At 53.8% G+C, this 19824-nt stretch carries 14 protein-coding genes; 11 read left to right on the top strand and 3 right to left on the bottom strand.

Going from position 1 to position 19824, the window contains the following annotated elements; translation table 11 throughout:
* Nucleotides 1–210: 210 nt before the first annotated feature.
* From OEZ10_05470 to OEZ10_05480, 3 genes are all read right to left on the bottom strand, one after another.
* The gene (locus OEZ10_05470) at nucleotides 211–732 is read right to left on the bottom strand and encodes a hypothetical protein (protein MDH5632428.1); all 522 of its coding nucleotides are present in this window, start codon (nucleotides 730–732) and stop codon (nucleotides 211–213) included.
* Nucleotides 733–893: 161 nt separating this feature from the next.
* Nucleotides 894–1511 carry a hypothetical protein gene (locus OEZ10_05475; protein ID MDH5632429.1) on the bottom strand — a complete coding sequence of 206 codons (618 nt, stop codon included), beginning with the start codon at nucleotides 1509–1511 and terminating at the stop codon, nucleotides 894–896.
* A 16-nt stretch (nucleotides 1512–1527) separates the two neighbouring features.
* Nucleotides 1528–4191 carry a penicillin-binding protein 1A gene (locus OEZ10_05480; GenBank protein MDH5632430.1) on the bottom strand — a complete coding sequence of 888 codons (2664 nt, stop codon included), beginning with the start codon at nucleotides 4189–4191 and terminating at the stop codon, nucleotides 1528–1530.
* 192 nt (nucleotides 4192–4383) lie between these two features.
* Here OEZ10_05480 and OEZ10_05485 point away from each other — a divergent pair, with 192 nt between their 5' ends.
* The 11 genes from OEZ10_05485 to hemE all read left to right on the top strand — a co-directional run bounded on the left by OEZ10_05485 (nucleotide 4384) and on the right by hemE (nucleotide 19652).
* Complete coding sequence (locus tag OEZ10_05485) at nucleotides 4384–5451, top strand: pilus assembly protein PilM (GenBank protein ID MDH5632431.1); 1068 nt, start codon at nucleotides 4384–4386, stop codon at nucleotides 5449–5451.
* 2 nt (nucleotides 5452–5453) lie between these two features.
* Nucleotides 5454–6068: a PilN domain-containing protein gene (locus OEZ10_05490; protein ID MDH5632432.1), complete on the top strand. Its 615-nt coding sequence runs from the start codon at nucleotides 5454–5456 to the stop codon at nucleotides 6066–6068.
* Entirely contained in the window at nucleotides 6068–6706 is a 639-nt protein-coding gene (locus OEZ10_05495; GenBank protein ID MDH5632433.1) for a type 4a pilus biogenesis protein PilO, read from the top strand. Before OEZ10_05490 ends, OEZ10_05495 begins: the two co-directional genes overlap by 1 nt.
* On the top strand, nucleotides 6703–7221 hold the full coding sequence (locus OEZ10_05500; protein ID MDH5632434.1) for a pilus assembly protein PilP: 519 nt from the start codon (nucleotides 6703–6705) through the stop codon (nucleotides 7219–7221). The genes OEZ10_05495 and OEZ10_05500 overlap by 4 nt, the downstream gene beginning before the upstream one ends.
* Nucleotides 7222–7237: 16 nt before the next feature.
* The gene (gene pilQ, locus OEZ10_05505; GenBank protein MDH5632435.1) at nucleotides 7238–9376 is read left to right on the top strand and encodes a type IV pilus secretin PilQ; all 2139 of its coding nucleotides are present in this window, start codon (nucleotides 7238–7240) and stop codon (nucleotides 9374–9376) included.
* Nucleotides 9377–9422: 46 nt separating this feature from the next.
* Nucleotides 9423–9950, top strand: coding sequence for a shikimate kinase AroK (aroK, locus tag OEZ10_05510; protein MDH5632436.1), 528 nt, complete (start codon nucleotides 9423–9425; stop codon nucleotides 9948–9950).
* The gene (aroB, locus tag OEZ10_05515) at nucleotides 9947–11041 is read left to right on the top strand and encodes a 3-dehydroquinate synthase (GenBank protein MDH5632437.1); all 1095 of its coding nucleotides are present in this window, start codon (nucleotides 9947–9949) and stop codon (nucleotides 11039–11041) included. The genes aroK and aroB overlap by 4 nt, the downstream gene beginning before the upstream one ends.
* A 3-nt stretch (nucleotides 11042–11044) precedes the next feature.
* On the top strand, nucleotides 11045–12214 hold the full coding sequence (locus OEZ10_05520) for a deoxyguanosinetriphosphate triphosphohydrolase (GenBank protein ID MDH5632438.1): 1170 nt from the start codon (nucleotides 11045–11047) through the stop codon (nucleotides 12212–12214).
* Nucleotides 12215–12478: 264 nt separating this feature from the next.
* Nucleotides 12479–16951, top strand: coding sequence for a glutamate synthase large subunit (gene gltB / locus OEZ10_05525; GenBank protein MDH5632439.1), 4473 nt, complete (start codon nucleotides 12479–12481; stop codon nucleotides 16949–16951).
* A gap of 18 nt (nucleotides 16952–16969) precedes the next feature.
* A complete protein-coding gene (locus tag OEZ10_05530) occupies nucleotides 16970–18373 on the top strand; it encodes an FAD-dependent oxidoreductase (GenBank protein MDH5632440.1) in 1404 nt (467 codons plus the stop codon).
* Nucleotides 18374–18581: 208 nt separating this feature from the next.
* Entirely contained in the window at nucleotides 18582–19652 is a 1071-nt protein-coding gene (gene hemE, locus OEZ10_05535; protein MDH5632441.1) for a uroporphyrinogen decarboxylase, read from the top strand.
* The last annotated feature ends 172 nt before the right edge of the window (nucleotides 19653–19824 follow it).

A 19824-nucleotide genomic window follows, 5' to 3' on the forward strand; every position in this document is an offset into this window, starting at 1 on the left:
GGGTATTGATTCTACTCAATAAACAGAGGGTAAGAGAAGAAGTATTGCCACGATGCGTGTGGACCAAAACATTGGAAGAAAAAATCGGGGGGGTACGTTACTCATGCAGGCATTTCGTCTGCCTGATCAATTAGAGCCCCCGGATTTCTTGGGATAGCCAGATGGCCGCATCGTGACTAAGTTAAACAATTTTTAATATGTAATATTCATCTATGGTCCGGTGGGTTCTGTGATCGTCACCTCAAGTTCCGCGGTTGCAAAAACCGACCCGCTATAAACCTGCAGCCACCCTTTGTAAGCGCACCTTGTCGACATACCGAGATAAAATGTTTTCGATCCATTGGGTTCAGTAGTTGTGACATATTCATGTGGGTCACCCACTGTATTTACCAGCTCATCAGCTGTAATCAGACCATCACCGTTGAAATCATCAAATAAAAACAAAAAATCACCCCAAGAATTATTTCCGCCCCATGTTAATGAGACATAAATATCAATGTTACCCAAGGGCTGTCCTAGCCCGTCTTTTACCGTGATCAATACTGGGTGAATATGGCTTATTGTGCCAGAGACACACACATTGGGATCACCCACAACATCCCATTTGATGGAAGATGGGTTTATTAATATTGATCCATCAGGCGGGGCTTCACTGTTATTTCCACAGGCTGACAGGAAACCCAAGCTAAAAAGGATCAATATCCATCTACTGAGTTTGCGCTGAGTGTTCATATTAATCCTTTTAATTCAAATAGATAGGCTATCTAATTAATATTCTCAGTATATAAAAACGCTAAGTTATTGAGATTATATAGGTAATTGCCTAGTGAGTGTCAACTCTGCACGCCGGGATTTACTCTCCAGTATAGCGAGTGCTGACGGGTTCGCCGGGCTCAATTGGCAAATTGACTGAGTCGCAATTTTGCCTCGTCCAGGCCGATTCGGGTTTGGCCGCCGCCCGTAACCGGGTCGCGTGGCGCCTGGCGTATCTGGATAGAAGAGAAGACCAGGATGCTGTAATCCTGACCGTTGACAGTCAGGCTGAATACCGGCACCGAAGCGAAATTGTGTTGGCCCAGCCGGACTGATGTGAGTGCTTGTTCGTAGAGTAGGGCGTGGTCATCGAGTAACAGTGCTACAGATTCGACATTGTCTGATTGAAGATGCAATTTCAGGGTTTCCGTGCTGGACACCGGGTGGTCGAGAAAATCGGCGACCAGTTTCGCCTGGAATTGGGAGAAAAACTCGAGCGCTTCGACCGCGTTGCGTAGCTTGGTTTCGCTGAAATCGACCAGTTGGTCGTGGGGCGTGAATAGTTGCAAGTGTTGGTCTCGCGCCTGTTGCACTTCACGGTTGGATGGCAGTGGCGCGTCTTTGCCCAGACCGAGCCGATCCCGCGCCTTGAGCTTGGCGGTATGAAAGTCATCGACTGTTTCATTGGCCATGATGCGCCCGGCTTCCGAGGCAATGGCTGCAGTCAGTTTCAGGCGTTGAGCAGGTTTGTGGCCCACGGCGTAATCTTGGTAACTAGAACAGTTTGTCCAGATCTGAAGGTTTGACTTTTTTCGGCGCGGAATCAACCGGTTTTTCCACTCCGCCGTCCTGTCCGGACTCGGCAGAGCCCGGGTTAACCGGAATATCGCCTGTAGATGTGTCATCCAGCAGCTTGCCCGCATCTTCGGCGCCGAGGATGAAATACTCTTCCATGGCGTTTTCGTTACCTTCAGCGGAAAGATCGCCTGTTTCCTTGTCGATCCAGCGCATTTCAATGCCTTCGGGTACGAGCAATTCAGATTGTGTGCGATCTGCCAGGGCGACGCGCATGTAGTCTATCCAGATCGGCAGTGCCGCGCTGGCGCCGGCCTCTCCCCGGCCAAGTGTCTCGGGCTGGTCAAAGCCGATCCATGCGGTGGTGGTAACGTCGGCCCCGAAACCTGAGAACCACGCGTCCTTGAATTCGTTGGTGGTGCCGGTTTTGCCGGCCAGGTCATTGCGCTCCAGCACCAGGGCGCGTCTTCCCGTGCCCTTGTTCACCACGTCACGCAGAATGCTGGTCATGATAAAGTTATTTTGTGGCGAAATGACCCGAGGCGCCAACAAAGTTTGTGTTGGCATGTTTTGATCCAACGGTACCGTATGGGTCGTGTTGTCTTCTTTCGTGGCGACGCGCATGACCTGGTTATCAGGTGTCGAGGGTACAGCTGCTTTGTTGCCGGGCGTTTCAGCCGTTTGTTGTGCCAGCTTTTCGAATTCTGTCAACCGGGTTTCCGGGCAACTGTGACAGACGATGGCAGGATTGGCTTGCTCAATGACATTGTGCTCGCCGTCTTCAATGCGGGAAATAAAATACGGCGCTACCTTGAATCCACCGTTATTAAAAACGGAGAACGCCGTAACCATATCGATAGGCGTAGCTGAAGCAGAACCAAGCGCCAGCGCCAGGTTACGTGGCAACCAGTCTTCGCGCAGTCCAAACCGTGTCAGGTAATCCACGGCGTAGTCCGGACCAATGGCGCGCAGGATGCGCACGGATACCAGGTTCATGGACTTGATCAGCGCTTCCCTGAACCGGGTATGACCGAAAAATTCACCGCTGTAGTTTTCCGGGCGCCAGACATCTTCCAGGTTCTTGTCTTCAATGGTAATTGGTGCTCCGCTGACCGTGGTGGCCGCAGTAAAGCCTTTTTCCAGGGCGGCTGAGTAAATGAACGGTTTGATATTGGAGCCTGGCTGCCGTTGTGCCTGGGTGACGCGGTTGAACTTGCTCTCGTGGAAATCGAACCCGCCGGTCAAGGCCAGGATGGCGCCGTCGGTCGAACGAAGTGATATCAGCGCTGCCGCTGCTTGCGGTGCCTGTGCCAGGTACCAGGTGCCGTCGCCCATATCCTGGATATAGACAACGTCGCCAGGCAATACTACATCGCGTGCCTGCTTGGGGCTGGCGCCGCGCGCATCGGCATTGAGATATGTTGCGGCCCAATTCATGCCTGCCCATGGGATGGTCGCATTGAAACCGTCTTTGGCGTAAACCAATGCCGTTTTTTCATCAATGGACCTGACTACCGCCGGCACAAGGTTGCCAAGACTGCCGTGCTCTTCTAGCAGTTTGTCCAGGTCGGCGATATCGGTTTGCTCGTCGATCTTTTCGCTTTTTACCCGCGCCCGTTTGACCAGTGGACCGCGCCAGCCGTGACGACGGTCATATTCCATGAGTCGGTTGCGCACGGCGTCATTGGCAGCCTTTTGATAGTCCGAATGAATGGTGGTGTAAACATGGAAACCGCCGGCATAGGTTTTGTCGCTGTATTTGTCGAGCATGTAGCGACGAACCATTTCGGAAATGTAGGGTGCTTCCACGTCATAGCGCAGGGAATGGCGCCTGGCTGAAACCGGCGCGATGATGGCATCCCGGTAGATGGCTTCGTCTATATAGCCCAGCTGTTTCATGCGGCCGAGAACGTAATTGCGCCGGGCAAAAGCCTTTTCCTTGTTGCCAAGCGGATTGTTGGCCGACGGCGCCTTGGGCAGGCCGGCGAGCATGGCCAGTTCCGGTAGCGTCAGTTGGTCAAGATTGCGACCATAATAAATGCGTGCCGCGGCGCCAAAACCGTAAGCCCGGTGGCCGAGAAAAATCTTGTTCAGGTACAGCTCGAGAATTTCATCCTTGCTCAGTTCCCGCTCCAGCTTGAAAGACAGCAGGACTTCTTTCAGTTTGCGAATATAGGTGCGTTCCGGGCTGAGAAAAAAGTTTCGCGCCACCTGCATTGTGATGGTGCTGGCCCCCTGGCGGCGACCGCCCAGGGCAAAATTTGTCCAGGCAGCTCGGGCAATGCCGAGAAAATCGACTCCATAGTGGCTGTAGAAGTCCGCATCTTCGGCGGACAAGACCGCATCAATCAGTGCTTTGGGTGTGCTGCTGATTTCAATGGGAATTCGGCGCTCTTCACCAAACTCGCCGATCAACACCTTGTCCGCGGTGTAAACCCGCATCGGCACCTTGAGTTTGCCTTCTTTGATCGCATCCAATGACGGCAGTGTCGGTGTCAGAATCAGCGACGCGACGACCAGCGCGACAGCCCCCAGAAAGCCCAGGCTGGCCAGTCCGAGCAATACGAGTTGCCAGCGTTTGCCGGGCAAATATCGACGAAACTTGGAAATCAGGCCTGGATTTGTCGAGTGGTCAATCATCATTCGGGCAACTAACGGGCGCTTGAAAAAATCGGGGTGACCCCGGGGCGCGCCAGTATATAGCTAAATCCTTGTATTGGTAAGATTATTTGTCAATTCTGTTTGTATTGGTCTATATTTGGATGTAATATTTAATCCAAAGTTGCACGAACAACGTATAACTCATTGAAATTAAAGGTTTCGTAAGTGGCATCACTGGAGTCATTATTCGCTAAAAAGCGTCAGCCGATGGTCGGAATCGATATCAGTTCGTCCGCCGTCAAGGTGCTGGAATTCTCCAAGTCCGGAAAACAGTTCCGGGTCGAACGCTTTGGCGTCGAGCCGGTGCCACAGAATGCCGTAGTAGAACACGCTATCGCCGAAGTGGAGCAGGTTTCGGAAGCCGTCAGTCGGGCGGTCAAGCGCGCCGGTACAAAACTGAAACATTGCGCCGTAGCCGTAGCCGGTACCCACGTCATTACCAAGTCCATCAGGATGCCGGCGTCGCTGAAGGACCAGGAGCTGCAGACCCAGATTGAAATGGAAGCGGATCACTATATTCCGTATCCACTGGATGAGGTAAATCTCGACTACCAGATTATTGGCCCGGCCGAGGAGAACCCGGACGAGAACAATATTCTCCTGGCTGCCTGCCGCAAGGAAATCGTCGATGACTACATCGCGGTAATCGAAACCGCCGGGCTGACGCCGCAGGTTATCGATATCGAAACCTATGCCATGGAAAACGCCTACCAGTTGATTGCCGAGCATATGCCCGGTGGCGGTACTGACAAGACAGTCGCCATTCTGGATATTGGCGCCATGTCTACCAATATTAATGTTATCCATAATAATCATTCAGTCTATACGCGTGACCATTCTTTTGGCGGACGCCAGTTAACCGAGGAAATTCAGCGTCGTTATGGCCTGTCTTACGAAGAAGCCGGGCTGGCGAAAAAGCAGGGCGGCCTGCCTGACAATTACCAGACTGACGTATTACGTCCGTTCATGGAAGCCACTTGCCAGGAAAGCATGCGTGCGCTGCAGTTTTTTTATTCATCGAGCCCGTTCAATTCCGTGGACCAGATTATGCTGGCCGGCGGTTGTGCCCAGATTCCGGGTATTGATGAGTTGATGGCGGCGCGCATCGGTTGTCCGGCCATGATTGCCAACCCGTTTACCAACATGGCAGTGGGAGGCAAGGTCAAGGCTGAAAGTCTGAGTAATGATGCACCGTCACTGATGATTGCGTGCGGACTGGCGATGAGGAGCTTTGACGAATAGTTATGGCGACGAGGACCACTCTTAACCTGTTACCATGGCGTGAAATACGTCGCAAGGAGATGGATCGCCAGCTCCTGAGCGTGCTGGCGTTTGTATCAATATTGATGGCCGCATTGGTATTTTATGCACACCTGCATGTAAGCGGCCTGATTGAAAACCAGCAGATGCGTAACAAGTACCTTACAGATGAGATTACCAAGGTCGACAAGCAAATTGCCGAGATCAAGGAGCTGAAACAACAGCGTCAGGCACTCATTTCGCGTATGAATATTATTTACCAGTTGCAGGGCGCGCGTACGCAAATTGTTCGTGTATTCGATGAATTTGTCCGGAAGTTGCCTGAAGGTGTGTATTTCAGTTCCGTCGTCCAAAAAGACAAGAATTTCACGCTGAAGGGAGTGGCCCAATCCAATGCCCGCGTGTCGGCATTGATGCGTAACCTGGATGAATCCAACTGGTTCACCCAGCCGATTCTCAAGATAATCAACGTCAAAAAGCAGAATGCCGACAGGATCAGTGAATTCGATTTGACCGTGGTTCAGACTGACAAGTCAGCCAAAGAGCTCGGTGCAGAAGAAGACGCAAAACCCCAAACACCACAAAAGGGTAAGCGATAATGAATCTGCAAGATCTGCAAAATATTGATCCCAACGATCCGTCCAGCTGGCCGTTGCCGGTGAAGATGGTAGGTATTGCAGCTATCGGCATCCTGATTTTGTTTCTGGGCTGGTACTTCCTGATCCAGGGTGAAATCGAGCAACTGGAGCAGATTGAGCGCCAGGAACAGGACCTAAAGACCCAGTATTTGAACAAAAAGGCCCTGGCTATTAACTTGCCGGCTTACAAGCAACAAATGCAGGAAATGGAACTGACCTTCGGCTCTCTGTTGCGGCAGCTGCCTGATTCCGCAGAAGTGCCGGATTTGCTGGTGGATATCACCCAGGCCGGTCTTGGTCGTGGCCTGGAGTTTGTATTATTCAAGCCCGAGGGCGAGCGGCCGGTCGAGTTTTATGCGGAACTGCCAATCAGTATCAAGGTTCGTGGCACCTACCATGAACTGGCGTCATTTGTCAGTGATGTAGCGGCCCTGCCCCGTATTGTGACGTTTGGCAATATCGCCATCAGGGCCGACAAAGACGAAAAGTTGATAATGGAAGCCAAGGCCAAAACTTATCGCTATATGGATCAGGGTGAAATTGCCGCACAGAAAGCGAAAGATACCAAGGGCAAAGGCAGACGAGGGGCGCGCAAATGACAGCAATAATGCGCCGCATAGGATTTATTTTGTTTGTTACCATGCTGGCAGGCTGCAGCAGCGATGGTATGGATGACTTGCGTGTGTTTGTTCGTGATGCACACAAGGATCGCAAACCACGCGTAGAACCAATACCTGAAGTGAAAACCCACGAAGTTTTTGCCTATGCCGCCCAGGACAAGGTGGATCCTTTTGCAGCGTTTAATCTGCGGCCGCGCGGAAATATGAAACCCAAGGAAGGTGGTCCCGATCGAAATCGCCGTCGCGAGCCCCTGGAAGAGTACCCGCTGGATGCGTTAAAAATGGTCGGTACCATGCAGCGTCGAAGTCAATCGTGGGTCATCGTCCAGGCGCCTGACGGTACCGTACACAAGGCGCAGGTGGGAAATTATCTGGGTGAAAATTTCGGAAAAATCGTTCGCATTAGCGAAGGCAAGGTGGACCTGATCGAAACAGTGCAGGATCCGCTGGGTGACTGGATCAAGCGTAAAGCCAATCTGAGTATAGAGGAATAATCAAAGGGGTAACGCCATGGCGATACAGACAGCAGACAATATGCTTGGGTTTTTCGGCTTCAGGATTGTGCGCCTGATTGCTTTGCTACTGGCAATGGGTATTTCACTATCTGCCCGGGCAGAGACGCTGACCATCGAGGATATGAGCTTTACAACATTGCCCGGATCACGCGTTCAGCTGCGGATGAAAATGTCTGGCAAGCCGGTCGTGCCGCGCGCGTTTAAAATTACCAACCCGGCGCGCCTTGCCCTGGATTTTCCGGGCACCGGTGTTGCGCCAGGGAAAAGCAGCCTCAAGGTGGGCGTCGGCGCCCTGGTGAGTGTCAAGGCTATTGAGGCTGATAACCGTACACGTGTCGTACTGAATCTGGTCAACCCGGTCGGTTATGAGCAGGATATTGTCGATAACACGCTGGTTATTACGCTGGATAGCCCGACCAGCAAGATTGCTTCGGCTACGGACAATACGTCTCGTCATTTCACCAGTGCTGCACCGGGCCGTTACCAGGTTCAGAATATTGATTTTCGCCGCGGCGAACTGGGCGATGCCAAGTTGATTGTCACCCTGTCCGATCCTACTGCCGGAGTTGATATCAAGGAACAGTCCGGTGATATCGTTCTGGACTTTCTGAACACTTCCTTGCCCCCCGGACTGGAGCGTCGACTGGACGTAGTAGATTTCGCTACACCGGTCCAGACGGTTGATGTGTTTTCCCGAGGCACGAATACGCGCATGGTAGTCATGCCTACCGGCAAGTTTGAGCATCTCGCCTACCAGACCGGTAACGTGTTCACGCTGAACGTGAAGCCAATACTTGAAAAGGCAGACAAGAAAAAAGATGAATTTGGCTACAGTGGCGAGAAGCTGTCTCTTAATTTCCAGAATATCCAGGCACGCGCCGCGCTGCAGGTGCTCGCTGATTTCACCGGACTGAATTTTGTCGTTGCTGACAGCGTTCAGGGTGAATTGACCTTACGCCTGAAAGATGTGCCTTGGGACCAGGCGCTGGACCTGATCCTGGATGCGAAGGGCCTGGGTATGCGCAAGACCGGAAATGTTATTTCCATTGCCCCAGCGGAAGAAATCGCCTCCAAGGACAAGGCCAAGTATGAGGCCGCCAAGGCCGCTGTGGAACTGGAGCCACTGCAATCCGAGCTCATCCAGGTCAACTATGCCAAGGCGGAGGACATCGCCAAACTGCTGAAATCAGTAAAAGCGATCGCGACGGGCGGCAGCGGCGGACACCCGGCTTTTGGGGGTGGTAGTGTTACGATCACCAAGGAGAGCACGGACAGTAATTCATTGCTGTCGCCGCGCGGACAGGTTACTACGGACAAGCGCACCAATTCGGTACTGGTTCAGGATACGCCGGCCAAGATCCGGGAGATTCGTAAACTAATTGCCAAGCTGGACCAGCCGGTGCGACAAGTGCTCATTGAGAGTCGACTGGTAGAAGCGACTGATACTTTCAGTAAGACGCTGGGCGCCAGGTTCGGCGTCAAGAGTAACAATACTGGTGGCGGTACGACCGTGAACCAGCAATCGATGCTTGGGCTTGACGACGGGTTGAACGTTAATCTCCCGTCCGCCGGTATTGGGCCGGCCGCAGCCGGTTCCATTGCGTTGACTCTGGCCAAGCTCGGAACCGGCAGCCTGTTGTCACTGGAACTGTCGGCGCTGGAGCAGGAAGGCCAGGGCAAGATTATTTCCAGTCCACGCATTGTCACCGCCAATGGGCAAAAGGCGAAAATTGAACAAGGCCAGGAACTCGTCTTTACCACAAGTGTCCTGGGTGTTGGCACGACAGTGACCAAAAAAGCCGTGCTGAAGCTGGAAGTAACACCACGCATTACCCCGGACGACCGTGTCATCATGGATGTCAACGTCAGCAAGGACAATTTTGCTGACGCCGAGCAGGGTTTGCTGAATATCAAGGATATCGAAACACAGGTCTTGTTAGATAATGGCGAGACCGTGGTCATTGGCGGAATCTACGAGCTGGACAAGAATGCGACCGATACCAAGGTCCCGTTTTTCGGCGATTTGCCACTGCTGGGTTGGTTGTTCAAGAGCAAAGATCTTATTGACAGAAAGACGGAGCTCTTAATATTTTTGACTCCGAAAATCCTGTCCGATATGGCCGGCGCCCAATAATCGCTGCGCTTGATTTCATCGGCGGTTACTGGCATATCTGCCCGGCATGAATATGCCGGGCAATATATTTCTGATTGGACCAATGGGGGCGGGCAAGTCCACCATTGGCCGCCACTTGGCCGGGATGACCCGGAAAACCTTTCTTGATGCTGACAAGGAACTGGAATCCCGAACCGGTGCCTCGATTCCGTTGATTTTTGAAATCGAAGGCGAAGACGGGTTTCGCAAGCGGGAAACCGGCATAATTGACGAATTAACCCGGCTGAAAGACCTGGTGCTGGCCACGGGCGGCGGCGCCGTGCTGGCCGAAGACAATCGCCGCATGTTGCATAGTCGCGGCACTGTTGTCTACCTCGCCGCTTCCATCGATACCCTGGTAGAGCGTACGCGCCACGACAAAAACAGACCTTTATTGCAGAACACGGACAGGCGCAAGAAATTTGAGGAACTAATGGCGGTGCGCGATCCTCTATACAGGCAAGAGGCGGATTATATTATTGATACCGACAACCGATCTCCACAATCCGTGGCCAGGGAGATTGTCAAACAGCTGGAACAAGGCGCGGACTCATGACAGCGGCCAATACAAAGACACTAAGCCTGGATCTTGGTCCAAGAAGCTACCCCATCAACATTGGTGTCGGCCTGCTCAATCAGCGAGAACTGTTCAGCCCGCACGTCAAGGGAACGCGGGTCGCTATTGTCACCAATGACACAGTGGCCCCGCTTTACCTCAACCGGTTGCTGGAAACCCTGGCGCCGTGGAACCCCCTGTCCATCGTCTTGCCCGATGGTGAGCAGTATAAAAATCTCGACACGCTGAATCTTGTCTTTGATGCGCTGCTGAAAAATCGCTGTGATCGAAAGGTGACACTGGTAGCGCTGGGTGGCGGTGTTATTGGTGACATCACCGGGTTTGCCGCAGCCAGTTACATGCGTGGCGTGCCGTTTATCCAGGTACCAACAACGTTGTTGTCCCAGGTGGACTCGTCAGTAGGTGGCAAGACCGGTGTGAACCATCCGCTTGGAAAGAATATGATCGGCGCGTTTTACCAGCCTGCTTGCGTTGTTATCGACACAGAAACCCTCAAGACGTTGCCTGACAACGAGTTGTCCGCAGGGTTGGCGGAAGTTATCAAGTATGGCCTGATCCGTGACCTGAATTTCCTTGAATGGCTTGAGGTCAACATGTCCGGGCTGATGAATCGCCAGAGTGACTCGGTTATTGAGGCTGTCTACCGATCTTGTGACAACAAGGCGCGAGTAGTGGCAGCAGATGAGCGGGAATCAGGAAATCGCGCTTTACTGAACTACGGGCATACCTTTGGTCATGCCATTGAAGCCGGAATGGGGTATGGCGCATGGCTCCATGGCGAAGCCGTGGCCGCAGGCATGGTGATGGCCAATGACCTGTCCAGGAGAATGGGCTGGTTGACTGATGCCGACTGCGATCGTGCCGAGGCCTTGATTGCCGAAGCCGGTTTGCCGGTGCGCGCACCGACGGCGTTGTCAGCCGAGCGCATGCTTGAATTAATGGCGGTGGACAAAAAAGTGGAAGCCGGCCAGATCAAGCTGGTCTTGCTGAAGGGGCTGGCCAACGCAGTGCTGACGCATGAATACGATGAGCAGTACCTGCGCCAGACACTAGAGGATATGCGGGTCTGATTTATGAGTGATCGCGAGCTCCATTGCTGTGCTGCAACTGATGCCAACTGTCGTGGTCGCCAGCATGCTGAACCCGATCCATCTTATCGCAGCCAGTACCAGCGTGATCGTGACCGCATCGTTCACAGCGCCGCGTTTCGACGACTGGAATACAAGACCCAGGTGTTTGTAAACCACGAAGGTGACCTGTTTCGAACCCGCTTGACCCACTCTATCGAGGTTGCCCAGATCGCCCGATCCGTGGCCCGGGCGTTGCGCCTGAATGAAGACCTGGTCGAGGCAATTTCCCTGGCACATGATCTTGGCCACACACCTTTCGGGCATGCCGGCCAGGATGCCCTGAACGCCTGCATGAAGGATTACGGTGGCTTCGAGCACAACCTGCAGTCATTGCGGGTGGTGGATGTTTTGGAAGAACGCTATGCTGATTTTCCCGGACTGAACCTGACGTTTGAATCACGCGAGGGCATACTCAAGCATTGTTCCCTGGCCAATGCGAGGTTGCTTGGCGATATCGGTGAGCGCTTCCTCAATAAACAGCAGCCATCACTGGAAGCGCAACTGGCCAACCTGGCCGATGAAATCGCCTACAACAATCATGATGTCGATGATGGCCTGCGCTATGGCCTGATTACCATTGAACAGTTGCGCGAAGTGGCATTGTTCGACCGTCATTACCGTGAGGTAAATGAACGCTATCCGCAGATCTCCTCAAGGCGAATGGTGCATGAAATCATTCGTCGCATGATTAATCATGTTGTTGTCGATCTTGTTGAGACAAGCAAGCAGCGTATAAGCCAGTCAGGTGCAAACAGTATTGATGATGTGCGTAGTGCGCCCGGACCATTAATGGCGTTCAGTGATGAGGTGCGCGAGGAAATGACTGTGCTCAAGCGGTTCTTGCGTGCCAACCTGTACAACCATTTTCGTGTCCGAAGAATGACACAAAAATCTGTTGGTGTGATTGAGCAGTTATTTGCCGCCTTTTTTGAAGACCCGAAAATTATGCCGCCGCAATACCAGGAGGCCTTGCACAGGGAAACCCCGGGGCGTGCTGCTGAATCCGGCGCTGTTCAGCGCGCCCGCGTCGTCGCTGATTACATCGCCGGCATGACCGATCGCTACGCAATTCGAGAATACCAGCGGGTTTTTGATCCGTCCGCGGACAGCTAAAGCATCCCCTGTTCCATAACCTTCTGTTTTTTCGATACTTTTGACAATCGACTTTGCATTTCCCTTCGCCTTTGCTGGTTTGAATAGCCTGGAATCGGGCTGTATAATGCCCCGCCCTTTGTCCTGGCCACGGGTGCCTGGCGACAGGGCGCCGTTACGCTATCGCTGAAATCAGCAGCCCCGGGGTGGCACGAGAGCCGGGCCCAGATCAGGCACGAAGCCTGGGCACAACAAATCTGAATGAACAAGCATCGGGTGAAGTACGTGAAGAAGGCAGAACAGTTCTGCGGCGGTTTGTACCGACCGGAATTCGAAAAAGACAGTTGTGGATTTGGTCTTATGGCCCAGATGGATGGCAAGCCAAGCCATTGGCTGGTGCAGACATCCATTGATGCGCTTGGGCGTATGACACATCGTGGCGCTGTTGCCGCTGACGGCAAGAGCGGTGACGGCTGCGGGTTGTTGCTGGGCAAGCCGGATTCCTACCTGCGTGCAATTGCTTCAGAGTCTGGCTGGACTATGAACGAGCTTTACGCCGTTGGCATGGTGTTCCTGTCCAGGGACAGCAAGCTGGCAATTCATGCCCGAAAGATACTTGACCAGGCACTGGTGGAGCAGGGCCTGGTTGTGTGTGGTTGGCGTGAAGTACCTGTTGATCCATCGGCTTGTGGTGAAGAGGCGCTTGCCAGCATGCCGGTTATCGAGCAGGTGTTTGTCAACGCGCCTGCCGACATGGAAGAAGCCATTTTTGAGCGCCGCCTGTTCATTGCCAGGCGTGTTGCCGAAAAACAGCTCCAGGGAAAAGATAACACGTTTTATGTGCCTAGCCTGTCGGCGCGCGTGATCTCCTACAAGGGGCTGGTGATGCCGGCCAACCTGCCGGTGTTTTACCAGGACCTGGGTGATGTGCGCATGGAATCGGCCCTGGCTGTATTCCACCAGCGTTTTTCCACCAATACTCTGCCGCAGTGGCGCCTGGCGCAACCATTCCGTTACCTGGCGCATAACGGTGAAATCAATACCATCCAGGGTAACCGTAACTGGGCCGTCGCCCGGGCGCACAAGTTTGAAACGCCGATGATTCCGGACATGGACCAGGTCAGGCCGCTGGTCTCCATGACCGGTTCCGACTCATCAAGCCTGGACAATATGCTTGAAGCATTACTCGAAGGCGGGATGGATATCTTCCGCGCCATGCGTTTGCTGATCCCGCCTGCGTGGCAAAATGTCGAAACCATGGACACCGACCTGCGCGCTTTTTATGAATACAATTCCATGCACATGGAACCGTGGGATGGACCGGCCGGAATTGTTTTGACGGATGGACGCTATGCCGCGTGTACACTTGACCGTAATGGCCTGCGCCCGGCGCGCTATGTTATCACCAGGGACCGGCATATTACCCTGGCATCGGAAATCGGTGTTTATGACTACAAGCCGGAAGACGTCGTCACCAAGGGCCGTTTGAAGCCAGGCCAGATGCTGGCCGCAGATACGGAAACCGGCAAGCTGATTCTGCCGCAGGACGTGGATGATGACCTGAAATCGCGTCGACCGTACAAACAGTGGCTGAAGGAAAGCGTGTACCGGATAGAGTCGCAACTGCAGGACGAAGAAACCTGCAGTGCGACCATGAACCCGGAGCTGCTTTCGATTTATGAAAAAATGTTCATGGTTACGCACGAAGAGCGTGACCAGGTATTGCGTGTGCTTGCCGAGAGCGGCCAGGAAGCCGTCGGCTCCATGGGTGATGATACTCCGTTTCCGGTATTGTCGAGGCGAGTGCGCTCCGTTTACGACAATTTCCGCCAGCAGTTTGCACAGGTAACCAACCCGCCGATTGATCCGTTACGTGAACAGATTGTCATGTCGCTGGAAACCTGCTTCGGTCGGGAACTGAACCTGTTCCAGGATTCAGCTGCCCATGCGCAGCGCATAATCGTGGACTCACCGGTACTGTCTGCTACCAAGTTCCACCAGTTGCTGGATCTCAAGGATCCACGTTATGCATCGGTACGAATTGATTTGAATTATGAAGAAGGCGCCAGCCTGCGCGACGCTATTATTGCCGTGCGTGAAGCGGCAGAAAACGCTGTGCGTGCCGGCAAGACGCTGATCATCCTGTCTGATCGTGATGTTGCCAAGGGCAGGCTTCCGATTCATGCCTTGCTGGCTACCGGTGCCGTTCATCACCATCTTATCAACGCCGGTTTGCGTTGTGATGCCAATATTATTGTTGAAACAGCCACAGCACGCGATCCGCACCACTTTGCCTGCCTGATTGGGTATGGTGCAACTGCGGTATACCCGTACCTGGCCTACAACACGCTGTGCCACATGATTTCCGCCGGCCTGTGCAGCAGCAAGGATGGCGTTGCCCGGATCATGCATAATTACCGTAAAGGTATCAGCAAGGGTCTGTACAAGGTTATTTCCAAGATGGGCATTTCAGCCGTCGCCAGCTATCGTGGTGCCCAGCTGTTCGAATCCGTTGGTCTCAGTAGTGACGTAATTGACCTGTGTTTCCGCGGCACGACAAATCGTGTTGAAGGTGCCAACTTCGAAGATATCAACGAAGACCAGGCACGACTGGCCCGTGATGCCTGGAATCCACGCAAGCAGACCGGTCACGGTGGCTTGCTGAAGTATGTGCACGATGGTGAATACCACGCCTATAACCCGGACGTGGTGAGCGAGTTGCAGGAAGCCGTGCGCACCGGTGATTACGCCCGCTACAAACAATACGCCGCAACCGTGAACAACAGGCCGGCCATGGTATTGCGTGACTTGCTCGCCCTGCGCGATGACGTCAAGGCCGTCAGTATCGATGAAGTAGAACCGGCAGAACAGTTGTTCAAGCGATTTGATACGGCAGCGATGTCACTCGGTGCACTGTCACCCGAAGCTCACGAGGCGCTGGCCGTGGCCATGAATACACTGGGCGGTCGATCCAACTCCGGTGAAGGTGGTGAAGCGGTTGATCGTTATGGCACCAATCGCCGTTCAAAGATCAAGCAGATTGCCTCAGGTCGTTTTGGCGTCACACCGCACTACCTGAGCAGTGCCGAAGTCTTGCAGATCAAGATTGCCCAGGGTGCCAAGCCGGGTGAAGGTGGACAGTTACCAGGACACAAGGTGAACCAGTTGATCGCCGAGCTGCGCTACAGCGTTCCCGGTGTGGCATTGATTTCACCGCCACCGCATCATGACATTTATTCTATTGAAGACCTGGCACAGCTGATTTTCGATCTCAAGCAGGTCAATCCCGACGCGCTGGTGTCCGTGAAACTGGTTGCTGAAGCCGGTGTTGGCACTATTGCCGCAGGCGTTGCCAAGGCTTATGCCGATTTGATTACAATCTCCGGTTACGACGGTGGTACCGGCGCCAGTCCGCTGACGTCGGTCAAGTATGCCGGCGGTCCGTGGGAGCTGGGCTTGACCGAAACCCACCAGGTATTGCGGGCCAATAACCTTCGCAACAAGGTGCGGCTGCAAACTGATGGCGGTCTCAAAACCGGGCTGGATGTGATCAAGGCCGCCATACTCGGTGCAGAAAGTTTTGGATTTGGTACCGGCCCGATGGTCGCATTGGGATGCAAGTATCTTCGAATCTGCCATCTGAACAATTGTGCAACCGGTATTGCCACGCAGGATGATGTGTTGCGCCGCAAGCACTTCCGTGGCGAGGCTGAAATGGTAATGAACTATTTCCGTTTCATCGCGGAAGAGGTGCGGGAATACCTGGCGCAGCTGGGTGTACGCACCATGGAAGAACTGGTTGGCCGCGTTGACCTTCTTCGTGTTGTTGAAGGCCAGACTGCGCGCCAGAAGCGATTGAACCTTGATGCCATTATTTCCGATGCCGGGCTGGATCCTTCGTTGCCCCATACCTGCACTGAGCCTCGCAACGAACCCTTTGACAAGGGTGAGCTGGCTGAACAAATGCTTGCCGATATGCGTACCGCGATCAAGACCAAGACCGGTGGCGAATTTGGCTACAGGATACGGAATACCCATCGTTCTATTGGTGCGCGCATTTCCGGTGAAATTGCCAAGCATCATGGCAACCAGGGCATGGCCAATACACCGGTAACCGTGCACTTTGTCGGTACCGCCGGCCAGAGTTTTGGAGTCTGGAATGCCGGTGGTCTGCACATGTATCTCGAAGGCGATGCCAACGATTATGTTGGCAAGGGCATGACCGGCGGCAAGCTGGTGGTCCGTCCGCCCAAGAACAGTGCTTTTGTCAGTCACGAAGCAGCCATAATCGGCAACACCTGTTTATACGGTGCAACCGGAGGCCGATTGTATGCCAGTGGCCGGGCCGGTGAGCGTTTTGCCGTAAGAAACTCCGGCGCAACCGCTATTGTTGAAGGCGTTGGTGATCATGGTTGTGAATACATGACCGGTGGTGTTGTTACAGTGCTGGGCGAAACCGGTGTTAATTTTGGCGCCGGTATGACCGGTGGATTTGCCTTTGTGCTGGACGAGAACAATGTTTTTGTTGACCGACATAATGTCGATGTAGATATCCATCGTATTACCACAGAAAACACGGAAGCCTATCGTGCACACCTTCGTGAATTGATCGAGGAATATGTTGCCGATACCGGGAGCGAACGAGGCCGGGAAATCCTGGAAAACTTTCAGGATCGTGTAAGCCAGTTCTGGCTGATCAAGCCAAAAGCAGCGGATCTTGATACGTTGCTTGCATGTTTGCGTCGTGAAGCTGCATAAGGGTTTAGGAAATCAGTTATGGGTAGAGTCAATGTAATGCAGTTCGTGGAAATTCCACGACGGGACCCGGACAAGAAACCAGCCGACTCGCGCAAGCGTGAATTTGCCGAGATTTATGAAGGCTTCGATGTTCAATCCGCGGCAGCGCAAGCGGCACGCTGTCTTGCCTGTGGTAACCCGTATTGCCAGTGGCGCTGCCCGGTGCACAACTATATTCCTGACTGGCTGGAGATGGTTGCGCGTGGAAATATCAATGAAGCGGCCGAACTGTCGGCCCGGACCAACAGCTTGCCCGAGATTTGCGGTCGTGTCTGTCCCCAGGACAGGTTGTGTGAAGGGGCGTGCACCCTGAACGATGGGTTTGGTGCGGTGACCATTGGCGCGGTGGAGAAATATATCACCGATACCGCGCTGGATTCCGGCTGGCGTCCGGACATGTCAGCGGTGCAACCAGTCGGCAAGACGGTTGCCATTGTCGGCGCCGGTCCGGCCGGACTCGGTTGTGCAGATATCCTGGTTCGCAACGGTGTAAAACCGGTAGTGTATGACCGGCACCCGGAAATTGGTGGTCTGCTGACATTTGGTATACCGGCATTCAAGCTGGAGAAGGAAGTGATCAAGCGTCGCCGTGAAGTGCTTGAAGGCATGGGCGTGGAATTTGTACTGAACACGGAAATCGGCGCCGATATTTCCATGGCTGATCTGATCAAGAAGCATGATGCCGTGTTCCTTGGTATGGGCACGTACAACTTCATGCGCGGCGGATTCCCGGGCGAGGACAAGGACGGTGTCTATGATGCGCTGCCGTTCCTGGTTTCCAATACCCGTTACCTGATGGGTTATGACGTTGATCGTATTGATATGCAGGGCAAGCGCGTTGTTGTCCTGGGTGGCGGTGATACCGCCATGGATTGCAATCGCACGTCCATTCGCCAGGGTGCAAGCAAGGTGACTTGTGCCTACCGTCGTGATGAAGACAATATGCCCGGTTCGGCACGTGAAGTCGCCAATGCCCGGGAAGAGGGTGTCAATTTCCTTTGGAACCGCCAACCGGTTGAAATCGTTGGTGATGGCCAGGTTGAGGGCGTCAAGGTGGTTACCACGCAACTGGGTGAACCCGATGAGCGCGGCCGCCGTCGCCCGGAGCCGGTCGCGGGCAGCGAAGAAGTTATTCCTGCCGATCATGTGATCATTGCCTTTGGTTTTCGGCCCAGTCCGCCCGAGTGGCTGGGTAAACACAAGATTGAGCTTGATGATCGTGATCGTATTGTTGCGCCGGCCAGCGGAGAATTCGCCTACCAGACCTCCAATCCAAAGGTATTCGCCGGTGGTGATATGGTCAGGGGTTCCGACCTGGTTGTTACGGCAATCTACGAGGGGCGCAAGGCAGCCGAAGGTATTCTGGACTACCTGGGCGTATAACCAGCTTCCGGAACGAACCGCTCAAAGGCATGCTAAAAGTGCATGCCAGGTGTGATAGCATTGCACACACTATAAAGGGCGGGTCATTGTCGATTGGGTTTCATGACATGACCGCCTCAATCCGGGCCTGAAAACCGGGGTTCGTTTAATACCAGCTGCTCAGTAACATTCATCGTTCCAGTTGGCGTGTGGATGCGGAGAAAGACAAATGACAGAACTAAAAAACGATCGCTTTCTTCGTGCACTGCTCAGGCAGCCTGTAGACCGCACGCCGATATGGGTTATGCGACAGGCCGGACGCTACCTGCCGGAATACCGGGCTACACGCGAAAAAGCCGGTGATTTCATGTCCTTGTGCAAGAATGCCGATCTTGCCTGCGAAGTCACATTGCAGCCGTTGGAGCGTTTTGATCTTGATGCAGCAATCCTCTTCTCCGACATCCTGACCATCCCTGATGCCATGGGCCTGGGCCTGTATTTTGCCAAGGGCGAAGGCCCGCACTTCGAGCGCCCTGTACGCAGCGCGGCGGATATTGACCGTTTGCCTGTACCTGATCCGGAAGACGAACTCGGCTATGTCATGAACGCCGTGCGTACCATTCGTACAGCACTTGATGGCCGTGTGCCACTGATTGGTTTTTCCGGCAGCCCTTGGACCCTGGCAACCTACATGGTTGAAGGTAGTGGCAGCAAGGATTTTGCCCAGGTCAAGCGCATGCTGTTTGATGAGCCAAGACTCATGCACGCACTGCTCGACAAGCTTGCACAATCTGTTACTTCGTACCTGAATGCACAGGTTGCGGCCGGCGCCCAGGCGGTCATGGTGTTCGATACCTGGGGCGGCAGCCTGACCCCGCGCGATTACAAGGAGTTTTCGCTTCGTTACATGAGCCAGATTGTCAGTGGCCTGACACGTGAAAACGATGGCCGCAAGGTCCCGGTAATACTGTTTACCAAGAACGGTGGTCAATGGCTCGCGGATATGGCAGGCAGTGGTTGTGATGCGCTGGGCGTGGACTGGACTACTGACCTGGCCGTTGCACGAGCCATGGTGAACGATCGCGTGGCCTTGCAAGGCAATATGGATCCGTCTGTGTTGTACGCATCTCCTGAACGAATCCGTGACGAAGTAAAACAGGTTCTCGCAAGCTACGGCAACGGAACCGGTCATGTATTCAACCTTGGCCACGGTATCCATCAGGCCGTGGATCCGGATAATGTCAAAGTGCTGGTCGATGCGGTGCACGAATTCAGTGCGCCATTCCATAGAACAACCTGATTTCCATTAGCATCTGAACGATATTACCAGGTCCGCCCTGCTTTAACCGGGGTCGGCACTGGGCTATGATTTCGGTTATGAAATCCGGGCGGCATCCCATAATGAAGGAGACACCTGGCGGAGTCGGTCGTTGTCTGCGCGGCGATGAAATCGGGCCTGCCCTGGCTGGAAA

The organism is Gammaproteobacteria bacterium (assembly GCA_029880545.1).
Taxonomy (GTDB): Bacteria; Pseudomonadota; Gammaproteobacteria; order Acidiferrobacterales; family SZUA-150; genus JAOUOD01.